At 56.5% G+C, this 15,107-nt stretch carries 12 protein-coding genes; 11 read left to right on the top strand and 1 reads right to left on the bottom strand.

Going from position 1 to position 15,107, the window contains the following annotated elements:
• Positions 1 to 29 precede the first annotated feature (29 nt).
• Positions 30 to 221 carry a DUF2188 domain-containing protein gene (locus tag PMW67_RS09760; protein WP_347486670.1) on the top strand — a complete coding sequence of 64 codons (192 nt, stop codon included), beginning with the start codon at positions 30 to 32 and terminating at the stop codon, positions 219 to 221.
• Between the two features lie 271 nt (positions 222 to 492).
• Positions 493 to 1,425 carry an Abi family protein gene (locus PMW67_RS03535; protein ID WP_117779136.1) on the top strand — a complete coding sequence of 311 codons (933 nt, stop codon included), beginning with the start codon at positions 493 to 495 and terminating at the stop codon, positions 1,423 to 1,425.
• A 272-nt stretch (positions 1,426 to 1,697) separates the two neighbouring features.
• On the opposite strand, the gene PMW67_RS03530 is transcribed toward PMW67_RS03535, so the two are convergent.
• Entirely contained in the window at positions 1,698 to 1,901 is a 204-nt protein-coding gene (locus PMW67_RS03530; protein ID WP_117638224.1) for a hypothetical protein, read from the bottom strand.
• A 75-nt stretch (positions 1,902 to 1,976) separates the two neighbouring features.
• Between PMW67_RS03530 and PMW67_RS03525 the strand changes: the two genes are divergently transcribed.
• The 9 genes from PMW67_RS03525 to PMW67_RS03485 all read left to right on the top strand — a co-directional run bounded on the left by PMW67_RS03525 (position 1,977) and on the right by PMW67_RS03485 (position 15,104).
• Positions 1,977 to 3,386: a hypothetical protein gene (locus tag PMW67_RS03525; RefSeq protein WP_271738759.1), complete on the top strand. Its 1,410-nt coding sequence runs from the start codon at positions 1,977 to 1,979 to the stop codon at positions 3,384 to 3,386.
• Between the two features lie 622 nt (positions 3,387 to 4,008).
• On the top strand, positions 4,009 to 6,147 hold the full coding sequence (locus PMW67_RS03520; RefSeq protein WP_271738758.1) for a DUF4118 domain-containing protein: 2,139 nt from the start codon (positions 4,009 to 4,011) through the stop codon (positions 6,145 to 6,147).
• A complete protein-coding gene (locus PMW67_RS03515; RefSeq protein WP_271738757.1) occupies positions 6,144 to 7,049 on the top strand; it encodes a hypothetical protein in 906 nt (301 codons plus the stop codon). The genes PMW67_RS03520 and PMW67_RS03515 overlap by 4 nt, the downstream gene beginning before the upstream one ends.
• Positions 7,046 to 8,926, top strand: coding sequence for a DUF2194 domain-containing protein (locus PMW67_RS03510; protein ID WP_271738756.1), 1,881 nt, complete (start codon positions 7,046 to 7,048; stop codon positions 8,924 to 8,926). The genes PMW67_RS03515 and PMW67_RS03510 overlap by 4 nt, the downstream gene beginning before the upstream one ends.
• Positions 8,923 to 10,350: a GT4 family glycosyltransferase PelF gene (gene pelF / locus PMW67_RS03505; RefSeq protein WP_271738755.1), complete on the top strand. Its 1,428-nt coding sequence runs from the start codon at positions 8,923 to 8,925 to the stop codon at positions 10,348 to 10,350. The genes PMW67_RS03510 and pelF overlap by 4 nt, the downstream gene beginning before the upstream one ends.
• 3 nt (positions 10,351 to 10,353) lie before the next feature.
• A complete protein-coding gene (gene pelG / locus PMW67_RS03500) occupies positions 10,354 to 11,898 on the top strand; it encodes an exopolysaccharide Pel transporter PelG (protein ID WP_271738754.1) in 1,545 nt (514 codons plus the stop codon).
• Complete coding sequence (locus PMW67_RS03495) at positions 11,888 to 13,657, top strand: CotH kinase family protein (RefSeq protein ID WP_271738753.1); 1,770 nt, start codon at positions 11,888 to 11,890, stop codon at positions 13,655 to 13,657. The genes pelG and PMW67_RS03495 overlap by 11 nt, the downstream gene beginning before the upstream one ends.
• Positions 13,644 to 14,435: a polyphosphate polymerase domain-containing protein gene (locus tag PMW67_RS03490; RefSeq protein WP_271738752.1), complete on the top strand. Its 792-nt coding sequence runs from the start codon at positions 13,644 to 13,646 to the stop codon at positions 14,433 to 14,435. The genes PMW67_RS03495 and PMW67_RS03490 overlap by 14 nt, the downstream gene beginning before the upstream one ends.
• Positions 14,436 to 14,438: 3 nt before the next feature.
• On the top strand, positions 14,439 to 15,104 hold the full coding sequence (locus tag PMW67_RS03485) for a DUF4956 domain-containing protein (RefSeq protein ID WP_271738751.1): 666 nt from the start codon (positions 14,439 to 14,441) through the stop codon (positions 15,102 to 15,104).
• Positions 15,105 to 15,107 lie beyond the last annotated feature (3 nt).

Genomic DNA, 15,107 nt, shown 5'->3' with positions numbered 1-15,107 from the left:
GCTAGAAATCATATGACGGGGCGCGGGCCGTGTTCCGCTATGCGGTTGTCAATTTGCGAAAGAAATTATGCGTCACCGTTACGACAACGCAGAGCGAGGCAATAAAGCTCGGTCGACGCATCTGCTCCAATCAAGAGTCGGAGTTGATCATCCATCGTCGTGACGGCAGAATCCGCGCAAGGGATTCCCATGGCCACGACCCCTTCCCACCGAGGGGATAAGGGGTCGGCTCCATGCCGACAACGGCCCGTTATATCGCGTCCGTTGTCGCTAAATGACTTCTTCATTGTGGCGAAATACGAGCTTGGGGCTATTTTACCTGAATTGGTTGTTTGGTCTCTTCAAAGGGTTGATTTGGGGGATTCGTGGTATTGGATTGACGGACCCCGAGTTCTCCCTTAAAGTAATCGTTGTGATGAGGCCTTGCGACGGTACGTCCGGCTTGGTCCGTGGGAACCGCCGAAAGGCGGTTTTCGCGTTTAAGGGGTCCTAATGGATAAACCATTTAAATCTATTGATGAGCAGATTGCTATTCTTGAAAGCCGTGGACTCGAATGCGATAACAATACTCGTTTAGTTTTGGAGCGCGAGGGATACTATCCGGTTATTAACGGTTACAAGGATTTATTTCTCGACCAGCGCGGAGATTCTTGCCACGAGCTATTCGTAAAAGGTACGAAGTTTTCTGATATATATCGTTTATTCGAATTTGACCGTTCATTGCGTCTGCTCATGTTTGAGTACTTTAACAAGGCGGAAGCGATTCTTAAAACTGTCTGTTCTTATCGTTTCGCAATGGCCCATAAAGATAGCCCGGAAGCATACCTGGATAGAAGATCTTACCGTGCTGATGCTGGTTATCGAAAAAAGATCGACACGCTCATTTGTGATTTCGAGAAGGTGCTATGTAGGTCTCAAAAATGGAAAAGCGATTATAAAAGGGACTATATTCGGCATTATGAGAATAATCACGATAATACGCCGGTATGGATTCTTATGAATTATTTGATGCTTGGTCAGGCATTCAAGTTCTACGAGTTTCAGCCAGAAAGCATGAGAAATTCCATTGCCAAGTCGTTTTCCGATCTCTATTCTGAGACCCATGAAGTCGATAAGCGCATCAGCCCACGTAGGCTAAGACTTGCATATGATCACATTAAAGATTTTCGAAATATCTGTGCGCATGACGAGCGTCTATTCTGCGCCAGGGTATCTCCGTCTCACGATGTCAATCTAGTAGGGGTTTTAAGCGATCTTGAGCTAGTGCTGACTGAGGATGACTATAAGATTTTACGCCGAAATATACTGCTTGATGCACTTAAGTTGAGCGACGAGCTCAGCAACGATGCCAGCGCAAAAGTGCTTTTCGCTATGGGCGTTAACGATTTGCCGAGCGTGTTTCCTAAGGAAATATTGGGGTCGTAATCGACGCGAGCGATGAATTTACCCTACAAGTTGGATGCGCATGAGATCGCGCAGAGCAGGTAGTAAAGGGGTCGTTTCATAGCGGAGCCTCTCGGTGAGCAGCCAATAGGGTCCGAAGGCAGCTCCAGGCCAGCACTCCGCACATATTTTGTTGAGGTTTATTTTACGGGAACACCAGTCAACATCAGCGAGCTTTCTGGGGAATGTTGGGGAGGGGACGGATGGTGGGCCCGCTTTGGTCCCCGGCGGCGCTCTGACCCGTGCTGGGTTGACTATACGCGATGCGGCAGCTTCAACATGAGGCCGTCTTGCGCCTCTTCGAGACTTGTTACCGAGACCTTCCAGGAAAAGCCAGTGAGGCTGCTGCTCAGGTCAAGCTCTGCATGGGCGTATTCTTCGATTTTGTAGTCTTGGTTTTTCGCCGGGTTTCTTAATTGAAGGCATTTGATCCGGGGAGCGTAAAACAACAGTTTCAAATATTGTCGCTTCCTGTTCAATTTTGTCTATCTACAATTAATCGCAAGCGTATGACTTGAGGAGATTGTTTACAGGTGGAATCGGTCACTATTCTTTGGATTGTCTTTTATGTCTTTACCGGTTTGGTGAGCGTTCAGCTTGTCCGCTTTGCTGGGCCCTTGGCGATTGGAGGGCAATACACCGTCGAAGAACTGTACCCCTCCGATGAGTCGGGCAGGTTGAACGTTGCCTACCGAATTCTCGCTCCAACAATTTGTTGCCAGCTCCCCGTGTTTATTGTGGCTGCGATTTGCGATGCGTTTTCAGTTCCAGGTCCTTCGCTGCGATACATGCCCACCCTTTTCTATTGGTTGTTTCTTGGGGTAATCAAGCATGCAAGGGGTAAATTGCGGTACCGGACCCTTCCTTTCTCATTCGAGGCGTTCATGTCTCTTTTGCTGTCCGTCGCATTCGATCACTTTGTTATCGATGGCTATCTCGGAGGACAGGGGCTAGATGTGCTTGATACTTCGAGTATTGCCTTTGAGTTTGAGCTGGCATTATTTGGTGTTGTGACCTTTTGGATTTCCACCTTTTTTAAGCGTTATCAAATTAAGCGTAGCCGTGTGCGCTCATATGTCATTCCGTCATATGTTGTTCCGTCGTACTCCGTATTTAATTACTCTTCAATTGATACGGGCGAAGCCAGGCTATTCGCATACGAGCGTGAATATGGTGATCTTTTACCTCAGCGTTTTTCGAATGATCTCCTGTTGAGAAGTGTTTTCTTCGCAATTATGGCTATAGAGGATGGGAATCGTCCTGAGTTCATCCGAACGATCGAGCGTATGGCCGCTCATTTCCATTTGGCAAATACTACGGGGATAATGCAGCAGAAGAGCGAGACTCCTCTGTCTGATAGGGATAGCGTTAAACTCGCAATTCCCTATATTGAGAGCATGTGGGACCAGTTCCTTGTTGAATTCGGTCGTTCTGCTGAGGGATCCGGGGGAGACGGTCTGCGAATTTTCATGGGCTATTACACCTACGACTACTTGATGTTGTCGCGGACTATCCGCAATCACTTTGCGCCATTTTATGGGGACTATTGTGGAACGAGATTACTTAATGCTAATCACGTATTTTGCGATGTTCTGGAATTTGAGGAAAGGCAACGTTACGGATTGCTTCCAAAGACGGTTTCTGCGACTGGATCGATATGCGCCACTGAGCTTGGATGGCTTTCTGGAGAGTACTGTTATTGGTCCGATTACAATATGGTTGAATCCTGCCTGAATGAAAATGATGCCAATGGCGTTAAGCTGGTCAGCAAAAATGACGTGAATAAAACTCAGATAACCGAGATGACCTCAAGGCTTAAGGAGCAAGGTGTTTCCGTTCTTGAGGTCAAGTATGTGGCCGGCGCTTCGGCGACCATCGTGTGCATCGGCGATTCGTCTAAGATTCCGAGTACTGCCGGTAGTGACTGGATGTTTGTTGGCTAGTTGAATCATCTTTGCCTTTCACAAGCATAGGTTAACGACTAGAATACACTTAATTGCGGTGGAAGCCTTCGGGCGACACCTGAAGAGGGTTGATGCGTCGGCCCTCTTTTTTATTTAGATGTAAGATTCGGCTTGGCAAAACAAGGATCCCATTTGGGGAAAAGCAAATATCCGGCGGTTTTATGCTTCGGGACGCGCGGTTTAAGCGTGTTTTTCGGAAGTGCGAGGAAAAACCGAAAACCGCCGAGCACACCCCGATTTTTGGCAACAAAACCGCAGGTCGCGGATGCCCAAAACAGGGGTCTGGTCGACAGGTCTCGGTTTTTCACCGCACTTCCGGAATCATCCGCCGGAAGTATGCGGTAAATTTCGGAACCCTCGGGTACGCTGTCCTTTTTATGAAAAGAAACCGCAGGTAGAAGCGATGTCGCTATACGGTATGGTCGGCATGTCTAGAATTTGCCGCATACTTCTGGATTGGGCGCTCATTTAGCAACCTTGGTGTCTCCACATCCCCTAAAATAGTTCTTAAACAGCCTTAAAGGCGTTCCAACTCGCGTTGACAGCGTAAAATACGCATGTTTGACTATGACTAAAGTGGATTTTAGGGGAGGAGTACGCCATGGAGGTGCTGGTTGTTGGCAACACCGCATATGTTGACGATGACTTTTGCGCCAAGGCGTTCCCCGGGGACCATGTCCAGGTCGTCGCTGCCGCGGAAGCGCGCCGCGATGGGTCGTCGCCCCATGCCTCGTGGAAAGAGCTGCTCCAGCACTTGGAGCAGGCCTACGAGTTCGACCGCGTGGTCTACTTATCCAATTACCTTACCCCGCATACCGATACCGTGGGCGATATCGAGCTGCTGCGCTCGGTCTTTCGTACGTGCGCGGGTCGCCGGGTCCAACTGCTGTATGTAGCGGGGCCCGCGGGTGCCGAGGGTGCCGCCGATGCCGCGGGGCGAACGGGCAAGGGCATTATCGCGCACGCAGCCAACGACCTGTGCCGCTACTACGCTGCTCGCGAGGGCGTTCAGACCAAGATCCTGCGCGTGCCGTTCCTGTATACCGCGTCTGCCGCGCTGGAAGATCCGTTTTTGGTGCCGCTGTTCGACGCGTGCTCAACCGGATCGGTTGCTCTGCAGGGCGCGCAGGATGCGGCGTTTCCCCTGCTGTGTGCCGAGGAGCTTTCGGTGCTGGTACGCCGTATCTTCGACAGCTGGAATGCTAACTTTGAGACGCTCGACGTAGTCGATACCTTCCATCACACGGTGGGTGAGGTGGGCGACGCCCTCAAGGCGCTGTTCCCAGGGCTCTCAGTTGCCTATGGCGATTCTGCCGGCTACGCCCTGCCCGCCAGCGACGTCGCTCGCGTGCGCTATGGCTGGTTTCAGCGCTACGACTTGCTGCGCGACCTCTCGACCATTCAGGCTCGCTGGGATGCTGGCCGTGCAAAGAAGGTCAACCCCTTGCGCGCGGCCATCGACCGCATTCAAATGCGCACGCTGCCTGTCAAATGCTTGGAGACGGGCGTTGCCTGGGTTCTGTTCGAGGTGCTGGAGCGCTTGTTCTCCCAATCGACCCAGCTCAACGTGCTCGATTATCGCCTGCTCTACGTGGTGCTGATCGGCACGCTGTATGGCTTGGACTTTGGCCTGGTTGCGGCGCTGCTGGCGTCGGTGGGTTTGGCTGCGAGTTACTTTACTCTGTACGGCTATACCTTCCAGAGCCTGTTCTACGAGCCGTCCAACTGGCTGCCGTTTATTGCATACTTTGTTGTGGGTGCCGTGTGCGGCTATGTGCAGCTGCGCAACAGCGAAGCCATTAGGGCGGAGCGCGATCATAACGAGTTAGTGCGCAACCGCAATACGTTCCTTACGCAGCTCTACCACGACGCGATCGAGGACAAGCGCGCGTACAGGCGCCAGATCGTGGGTCGCCACGACAGCTTTGGCAAGATCTTTGCCGTGACGCAGGAGCTCGACGTGTTCAACCCACGCGACATCTATCGCAAGTGCTGCGAGCTTCTGGGCGAGATCCTCGAGAACGATTCGGTGACGATCTACCATGTTTCTGGCGGAGCATTTGCACGCCTGGTGGCAGCAAGTCCCGCGATTGCCGAAGATGCCGCACGCTCGCTTACGCTTGAGCAGCTTGCGCCCCTTTTGGGCGACGGGGGTCGTTCGAACCTGTGGGTGAACCGCGAGCTGACGCCGGGGCTTCCCATGTTTGGATACACAATCGAGCGCGATGGGGCACCCGCCGTGTTGATCTTTGTGCGTAGTGCGGCCGAAAACCAAATGACGCTCTATTACCAAAACCTGTTCCGCATCTTGTGCGGCCTGGTCGAAAGCGCGCTGGGCCGTGCCTTTGACTATGAGGCGGTGGCACAGGATAAACGCTGCGTTGACGGCACTTGCGTGCTCAAGCAGGCTGCCTTTGGCCAAGAGCTCGCGGCCGTGCAGGCGCTGGCAGATGGCAAGATGGGCAGCTTTTTGCTCCTGCGCGTGGTACCGGGCATGGAGCCTGTCGGCGAGCTGGTGGGCGCAATTGGGTCGGCAATCCGCGAGAGCGATGCGGCGGGCCTGGTCGATGGTGACATGCTCTACCTGCTTATGCGCCAGGCAAAGGCGTGCGATCTGCCCATTATCCGCGAGCGCCTGAGCGCAAAGCAGATTGCGGTGGAGCCCGTCGACGGCGAGGACATCGTGGCGCTGCTGCAGCACATCGCTTACACCGGCGACGGTGAGGGAGGTGTCGCTTGATCTCGCTTGTCGTTGCTGCCGTCTTGCTGCTGATTCATGCGCTGGTTTGCCTGATACTGTGGACGCTCATGAAGTTGGGCCTGCTGCCGGTGCGCGGGCACATGCTGGCTGTAATAGTGTTGGTGCCGCTGTGGGGCCCGTTGCTGGTGGTTCTGCTATCGGTCCGCAGCGCGGTGTTTGGCGAGGGGCTGAAAGAGTCTGCGCTGGAGTCGCTGCGCTTCAACGACGACCTTCATCGCAGCATCCTAGTGCACGACCGTGAAGCCGATGCGGGCGTGATCCCGCTCGAGGAGGCGCTCATCGTCAACGATCCGGCAGACCGGCGTCGCCTAATGCTCTCCATGCTCACCGAGGAGCCCGAAGCGTACCTGGCGCAGCTGCAGGCGGCTAAGCTTAACGACGACGTTGAGGTGGCTCACTATGCCGCGACGGCGGTGGCGCAGATCTCCAAGGAGTCCGACCTTAAACTGCAGCAGCTGGAGCGTGCCTTTAAGACGGACCCGAGCGCGCAAAACCTCAACGAATACTGCGATTTTCTTGGTGAATACTTGGGCTCGGGTCTGGCCGAGGGGCGCGTGGCTCAGATTCAGCGCCAACAGTACGCGCGTTTGCTTGCGCGTCGCTGCGAGCGCGAGGACACCCTTGAGCTTCGCATTCGATACGCGACGGCGCTGGCCGATGTCGGACAGATCGACGAGGCGCAGGCCGTGACCGACCAGCTGGTGCTCGATGTGCCCGAGGAGCAGGAGGTTTGGATGCTTTGTCTGCGCCTTGCGGTGATGCGCCGCGACGGTGACGAGGTCCACCGTGTGATTGATGCGATTGACAAACAGCATGTATACTTGAGCGCCGCCAACCGCGAGGAACTGGCGTTTTGGCGCAACGGAGAGGAGGCCCGATGAGCGTGGTACAGCATATCCGCGACCGTGCGGGCCATTTTCGCTGGATGGGGCTGCTTGTGGTGTGGGCGGTCTTTATTGCCATGGCGGCCGTGCTGCTGGTGGAGCGCGCCGGCGTGCAGTACAGTGCGGGCCAGCATAAGCTGGGGATGCTTGCCGCCAACGATGCGGTTCCGGCCTCCTCGGCAATATTTGGCCAAAAGCCCACGTGCCTGGTCATTACCGATTCCGATCAAGCTGGCGTCGAGGACGTAAAGGAGCAGTTCGACCAGATTCTGCTCGATATGAAGATCGCGCACCGCGACGTGGACCTTGCGCTGGACGGCGCGGATGCCATTCCCTCGCTGACCTCCTACGATCGCGTGATTTTGCTCATGCCGTCGCTCGATGGGCTCGGTACGCACCTGAGCGACATTATGAGTTGGGTGAGTGCCGGCGGTTCGCTTATGCTCGCCATGCCTCCGGATAACTCGGGCTATCTGCAAGTGATTGCTCCCAAGCTTGGCATTGAATCTGCCGGATATGACTATGTAAAAGCCGAAAGCATTGTGCCGAGCGAGGACTTTATGCTGGGCGGGGGAGAGCGCTACGAGCTCTCGGACCCCTTTGATTCGTCGCTTTCGGTTTCGCTGCGCGAGACGGCTCGTGTGTGGGCTAAGACCGGCGATGCGGGCGCCCCGCTCATTTGGTCGAATGACTGCGGTAGCGGTCGCACCGTGGTGTGCAATATCGGTATCTATGACAAGGTCATGCGCGGTTTTTACGCCGCGGCGATCAGTCTGCTGGGCGATGCCACGGCCTACCCCGTCATCAACAGCGCCGTCTTCTATCTGGACGACTTTCCCAGCCCCGTGCCCTCGGGCGACGGCACCTATATCAAGCGCGACTACGGGCTTTCTATCGCCGACTTTTATACCAAGGTCTGGTGGCCCGATCTGCAAAAGCTCGCGCAAAAATATGGCGTTCGCTTTACCGGCGTGATGATCGAAAACTACGAGGACGCGGTCAACCAGACCGAGCCCGCGCGCCAGGCCGATACCACGCAGTTCCGCTACTTTGGCGGCATGCTGCTGCAGATGGGCGGAGAGCTGGGTTTCCACGGCTACAACCATCAGCCGCTGGCGCTCTGGGATACCGACTATGGCACACTGTACGACTACAAGACGTGGAAGAACAAGGAGGCGCTCGTCGCATCGCTCAACGAGCTTATAGCCTTCCAGGACGAGGTACTGCCCAACGCGCATGGCTCGGTCTATGTGCCACCGTCGAATATCCTTTCGGCCCGTGCGCGCAAGCTTATCGGCACTGACGTTCCGCGCATTAAGACCATCGCCAGTACGTATTTTGAGGATGGCACCGACTTGCCCTATGTGCAGGAGTTTGGCGTGGCGAGCGATGGCATTGTGGAGCAGCCACGTATTGTCTCGGGCGGCATGGTCAACGATTCCTATATGCGTCTGGCAGCCGTGTCCGAGCTCAACATGCACTACGTGAGTACGCACTTTATGCATCCGGACGACCTACTGGATCCCGGTCGCGGAGCCAAGGAGGGCTGGGAGGTCTACAAGGGCGGTCTGACCAACTACCTGGAGTGGCTTACCAAGTCTGCGCCCGACCTGCGGCGCCAGACCGGTTCGGAATGCTCGGGCGCCATCCAGCGCTTTTCGTCCGTGACGGTGAGCGTGGATACAAGTGCGGATGCCTGGACGCTCAGCCTGGGCAATTTCCACGACGAGGCGTGGCTCATGTTCCGCGCCAACAACGGTGAGCCAGGTGCAGTCACGGGTGGCGAGATTACGCATCTGATGGGCGACCTGTACCTGGTCAAAGCCACGGACAAGACGGTGACCATTGCACGCAAGGAGGGTGGCGACAAATGAGAATCTGCTTGGTACTCGAGGGTTGCTACCCCTATGTGCACGGCGGCGTGTCCACCTGGATGCACGGCTACATACAGGCCATGCCCGAGTACGAGTTTGTGCTGTGGGTGATTGGCGCGCATGCTGTCGACCGCGGCAAGTTTGTCTACGAGCTGCCCGGCAACGTGGTCGAGGTGCACGAGGTGTTTCTAGACGATGCCCTGCGCCTATCGGGCGAGCAACATGAAACCAGTTTTAACGACCGCGAGCGCGAGGCGCTACGCCGCCTGGTGTCGCTCTCCAATCCGGACTGGGACGTGCTGTTCGATATCTTTCAGCGCCGTCGCGTGCATCCGCTCTCGTTTTTGCAGAGCCGAACGTTTATGGACATCTTCCGCGACGTGTGCCTGGCCGAGTACCCCTACACGCCCTTTGCCGATGCATTCCACACCATGCGCTCCATGTTGCTTCCTGTGCTCTACCTGTTGGGCAGCGAGGTGCCGGTGGCCGATGTGTACCATGCCATCTCGACCGGCTACGGTGGCCTGCTCGCCTGCCTGGGCTCAAGCGTTCACCATGCGCCGGTGCTGCTGACCGAGCATGGCATCTATACCCGCGAGCGCGAGGAAGAGATCATTCGCGCTGACTGGGTGGTGCCGTCGTTTAAGGATCGCTGGATTCGCTTTTTCTACCTGCTTTCGGAGGAGATCTACCGCCGCGCCTTCCGCGTGACGAGTTTGTTCCATAACGCCCGCAAGACGCAGATCGATATGGGCTGCGATGCGGACAAATGCCTGGTCATCCCTAATGGCATCCAGTTCGATCGCTTTAAAGACATCCCCTTAAAGCCCGATGACGGCTGGGTGGACATTGGCGCGGTGGTGCGCCTGGCGCCCATCAAGGACGTCAAGACCATGATCTATGCCTTCTTTGAGCTGCACGAGCGCCTGCCTCGCGTGCGCCTGCACATTATGGGCGGCGTGGACGATGAGGAGTACGGGGCCGAATGCCATGCGCTGGTTGAGACCCTGGGCGTGCGCGACCTGATCTTTACCGGCCGCGTCAACGTGGTCGAGTACATGGAAAAGCTCGACTTTACCATTTTGACGAGCATCTCCGAGGGCCAGCCGCTCAGCGTGCTGGAGTCGCTTGCAGCGCGCCGTCCCTGCGTGACGACCGAGGTGGGCTGCTGTCGCGAGCTGCTCGAAGGCGCCCCGGGCGACGACTTTGGCGTGGCGGGTTTTGTGACGCCGCCCATGTATCGCAAGGGCTTGGCCGATGCCATGGAGCGCATGTGCGTGAGCCGCGCCCGTCGCATTGAGATGGGGGAGCGCGGGCAGCGTCGCGTTGCCACGTACTTTTTGCACGAGCAGATGCTCGCCAACTATCGCGCGCTGTACGACGAGACGGCGTGTGCGTTTAACCTGCCCAGAGAGGGGGAGTAGCCGGTGGCCGGAATCGGTTTTGAGCTCAAACGCCTGTTTAGGCGCAAGGGTCTGTTTGCTACGATGCGCGCCTATGGCTACGCCGGCATTGTGTGCACGGGCCCCATGCTGCTTGGCGTGCTGCTCCAGGTGGGTATCTTGGTGCTGTGCGGTCTGTGGGGTGTGGGCCGCGCCAACCAGGATCTGCTGGTGTGCATGGTGACCTATACGCTGCTGGCATCGCTCACGCTCACAAGCTTTTTCTCCATGCCGGTCACGCGCTTTTTGGCCGACATGCTCTTTGCCGAGCGCGAGGATGAGATCCTGCCTTCGTTTTGGGGATCTAATGCCATCATGCTCGTTGCGGGCACGGTGCTCTACGGCGTCTTTTTGCTGTTCTCGGGCGCCACGCTGCTGCAGGGGCTGCTGTGCCTGTGGCTGTTCAACATTATGATCGTCAACTGGAATGGCATGAGCTACCTCACGGCCATCAAAGATTACCGCGGTATCCTGTGCAGCTTTGCGGCTGCCATTGGTGTGGCGTGCCTGTGCGCCCTGGCCGTGCTGGCACTGGGGCTGCCGCCGGTCGAGGGCCTGTTGGCATCAGTTGCTCTGGGCTACGGCGTCATGCTCGTCTGGGACGTGGTGCTGCTTTACCGGTATTTTCCGCAGAGTGACCGCAGCCCCTGGCTCTTTTTGCAATGGCTCGATCAGTTTATGCCGCTGGCGCTCACGGGCCTGTTTACCAACCTGGGGCTCTTTGCGCACCTGGTGATTATTTGGGCCGGTCCCATTGGCGTGCAGGTCAAGGGCTTGTTTTATGGCGCGCCCTACCACGATGTGCCGGCGCTCATCGCGTTTTTGACGATCCTGGTCACGTCCGTCAACTTTGTGGTCTCGGTCGAGGTCAATTTCTATCCGCGCTACCGCGACTACTACAGCCTGTTCAACGACGGTGGCGTGGTGGGCGACATTGTGGTGGCCGAGGAGGAAATGCTTGCCACGCTCAATAGCGAACTACGCTTTTGCGCGCTCAAGCAGCTGTTTGTGACCGCGGCGGTCATTTCGCTCGAGACCACGGTACTCTCGGCCCTACCGCTGGGCTTTAACAACCTTATGCACGGGTATTTTCGCACGCTATGCGTGGGCTATGGCCTGTATGCCGTGGGCAATACGGTGATGCTCATCTTGCTGTACTTTACCGACTACAAGGGAGCCGTGCTGGCCTCTGGCCTGTTTGCCGGTGTGGCCGGGCTGGCGACTGCCGTGTCGCTGCTTTTGCCGCAGCAGTTTTATGGCTTTGGCTTTTTGTTGGGTGCGGCGGTGTTTTTTATCGTGGCGCTGTTGCGGCTCGATACCTATACTGCCAACTTACCGTATCGTATCCTGAGTCAGCAGCCCATGGTGGCGACCGACAAAACGGGTCGCTTTACGGAGTTGGGTCGCTTGCTCGACCGTGCCGAGCAGCGCTATGAAGAAGGCCGCCATAAGGGTGAGCCGCATGGCGCTTTTGAGCGCACGGTGGTCCGTGTGTATCGCAACCATTGGGGAGGTTCTGATGACCGATAGGATGATGTCTCGCCGTCGCCTGTTTGAGGCGGCTGCCGGTACGCTGTTGCTTTCGGGCTGCTCGGTGCAGGAAGATTCCTCGACCAAAAAGGTCAAAAAGCAGGACAAGATTAAAAAGGCCGAGTCCTCGGACGGTACCAAGCACCTACGCGATAAAGACGAGCTGTACGAGGTCTACGACGACTCGGGCATCGTGACCATGTACCTGACGGTCTCGCGCGGCAACAGTTCCGAGAACACCGACCACAGCTGGGCCGAGATCAACACGTACTCGGTCTACGACTATGCCGACATGGGCGTGACGCGCTATCAGGTTATGGGTCTGCTGCAGCCGGGCGACGAAGACGGCCCGGTGGCCGGCGAGGTTGGCTATGGCGAGGAAGCGCCCAATGCCACCGTGCAGGTGCGCGGCCAGACATCGAGCTCCTACACGCAAAAGAATTACAAGGTGGAGCTCAAAAAGGGCAAGGGTACCTGGCGCCAACAGCGCGCGATTGCGCTCAACAAGCACATGGGCGAAGGTATGCGTTTTCGCAACAAGATGGCCTACGACCTTATCCGTGGAATCCCCCAGATGATGGGCCTGCGCACGCAGTTTGTGCATCTGTGGGTGTGCGACCAGACTGAAAAGTCCAACGATACCTTTGAGGACTACGGCCTGTTTACGCAGGTGGAGCAGCTCAACAAGACGGCGCTTAAGGCACATGGCCTGGATAAGAGCGGGCACCTGTACAAGGTGAACAGCTTTGATTTCCATCGCTACGAGGACACCATTAAGCTTGCCGACGATCCCGACTACAATCAGGCAAGCTTTGAGGGCATGCTCGAGATTAAGGGCGATTCGGACCACACCAAGCTCATCGAGATGCTCGATGAGCTCAACGACGAATCGCAAAAGATCGATGACGTACTCGACACCTACTTTGATACCGAGAACCTGGTCTATTGGCTGGCGTTTCAGATTCTGACGGGCAACTGCGATACGCAGAACCGTAACTGCTATCTGTACAGCCCGCTCAACTCCAATACGTGGTACATCCTCGATTGGGACAACGACGGCATGCTGCGCAAGCTGGAGCTTTCTCTTACCGGGTTTTCGGACTACGCGAGCTGGGAGCGCGGCGCAAGCAACTACTGGGGCAACGTACTGTTCAATCGTGCGCTGCGCAGCAAATCGTTCCGCAGCGAGCTCGACCGCGCCGTCAAGGACCTGCGCTCGTATATGACCGAGGCGCGCCTGAGCAAGATGATCAAACATTATCGCGAGGTTACCGAATCGCTGGTCTTTGCTTCGCCCGATATCGACAATCTGCCTGTCACCAAGGACGAATACGAGCAGATTGCCGCGGCGATTCCCTACGAGATCGAGGAGAACTATAAGAGCTTTCGCGAGAGCTATAAAAAGCCCATGCCGTTCTACATTGGCGTGCCGCAGATTGATAACGGTAAGCTGCGCATTAACTGGGATGCGTCCTACGACTTTAAGGCGCGTGACGTTCGCTATACCGTGGAGCTGGCGCGCGACTATGCCATAAGCGACGTGCTTTTTAAGGCTGAGGACGTGCTGCTTCCCGAGGTGACCTGTGATGCGCCCGATGCCGGCCAGTATTTTGTGCGCGTGCGCGCCACCAACTCAGACGGCTATGCCCAAGATGCGTTTGACTACTATGTGACCGACGACGGCAAACACTACGGCATGAAGTGTTTTTACGTGCAAGACGGCGGTAAGGTCGTGGAGGACACGTATGAGGAGGGCTAGCGCGCTGCTTGAGCGCTTGGCGGCCCCGCCCGCACGCGCCACGCAGGAGCGTTACCGCCACGAGCTCAAATATCTCATTAACGAGGGCGAGCACGCTGCGCTTGCCTGCCGCATGGCGCCGGTTTTTAAACTGGACAAGTATGCGCGGGCGGGTGTTTACACCATTCGCAGCCTGTACTTTGACGACTACTGCAACTCGGCCTACGAGGAAAAAGACGCCGGTATTCTTATGCGAAAAAAATATCGCGTGCGCATCTATAACGGCGGCGACAAGGTGATTAAGCTCGAGCGCAAAAAGAAGTACGGCAGCTGGATCTACAAGGAGGACGCGCCACTCACGCGTGGCGAGTTTGAGCAGATTCTGGCCGGCGACTACGACTTTTTGCTGAGGAGCCCTTATCCGCTCTGTCGCGAGTTCTACATCGAGTGCATCTGCAACATGATGCGCCCGCGGACCATCGTGGACTACGAGCGTGAGCCGTGGGTGATGGACGAGGGCACCGTGCGCATTACCTTTGATAGCAACGTGCGTGCGGCGGTGGGAAGCTTTGACATCTTTGACGCGACGTTGCCCGCGTTGCCCGTGCTGGAGCCCGGCAAGCTGGTGATGGAGATCAAGTTTACCGAGTTTTGCCCACAGCTGGTGCGCGATATGGTGCCGCCAGGTGCGGCCGAACTCACGGCGGTCTCTAAGTACTGCCTGTGTTATGACAAGACCGCCTACCTGCGCGGTTTTAACTACTGGGAATCGGATTTTGGGAACCGAGGGGATATTTAGACCATGAGCACCAGGGACTTTTTTAAGAACTCCGTCTTGGAGGCGTTTGGCCAGGTCGACCCTGCCAAGATCGGCCTTTCGCTGCTTGTGGCGCTCGCCATGGGCATCCTGATCTATTACGTGTACAAGCTCTTTTTTACCGGCGTGGTCTATTCGCGCAGTTTTGCTGTAACGCTCGTGGGCATGTGCGTGCTCACCTGCATGGTCACGCTCGCGATCTCGACGAATGTGGTCATCTCGCTCGGTATGGTCGGTGCTCTGTCTATCGTCCGCTACCGTACGGCGGTCAAGGACCCGCTCGACCTGCTGTATCTGTTTTGGGCCATTACCACGGGCATTACGGCGGGCGCCGGCATGTATGCGCTCGTAGGACTCACGGCAGTGGTGATCGTGGTGATGATCGCTGGCTTTGCGAGCCACCAGGACAAGGCACGCGTGTACATGATGGTCATCCACTACACGGGGCAGACCACCGGCGATGATATCGTTCGCGCGTTTGGACGCACCAAGTTCACCGTCAAATCCAAGACGATGCGCGGTGACAAGGTCGAGATGGCCGTCGAGGTCTTCTCGGACGGTGTGGACATGCCCTACGCCGACGCCATCCGCGCGCTCGATGGCGTTGAGGACCTGACGCTCATCCAGTACAACGGCGAATATCACGGCTAGTTT

This window comes from Collinsella aerofaciens (assembly GCF_028209395.1).
GTDB lineage: Bacteria > Actinomycetota > Coriobacteriia > Coriobacteriales > Coriobacteriaceae > Collinsella > Collinsella aerofaciens_AZ.
Note: the sequence above shows the minus strand (reverse complement) of the source record. Positions and strands in the feature narration are given on the sequence as shown.

Coding starts and splice junctions, on each gene's coding strand:
- PMW67_RS03520 (WP_271738758.1), top strand. CDS start 4,009: ATGGAGGTGCTGGTTGTTGGCAACACCGCATATGTTGACGATGACTTT.
- pelF (WP_271738755.1), top strand. CDS start 8,923: ATGAGAATCTGCTTGGTACTCGAGGGTTGCTACCCCTATGTGCACGGC.
- PMW67_RS03495 (WP_271738753.1), top strand. CDS start 11,888: ATGACCGATAGGATGATGTCTCGCCGTCGCCTGTTTGAGGCGGCTGCC.
- PMW67_RS03490 (WP_271738752.1), top strand. CDS start 13,644: ATGAGGAGGGCTAGCGCGCTGCTTGAGCGCTTGGCGGCCCCGCCCGCA.
- PMW67_RS03485 (WP_271738751.1), top strand. CDS start 14,439: ATGAGCACCAGGGACTTTTTTAAGAACTCCGTCTTGGAGGCGTTTGGC.
- PMW67_RS03510 (WP_271738756.1), top strand. CDS start 7,046: ATGAGCGTGGTACAGCATATCCGCGACCGTGCGGGCCATTTTCGCTGG.
- PMW67_RS03535 (WP_117779136.1), top strand. CDS start 493: ATGGATAAACCATTTAAATCTATTGATGAGCAGATTGCTATTCTTGAA.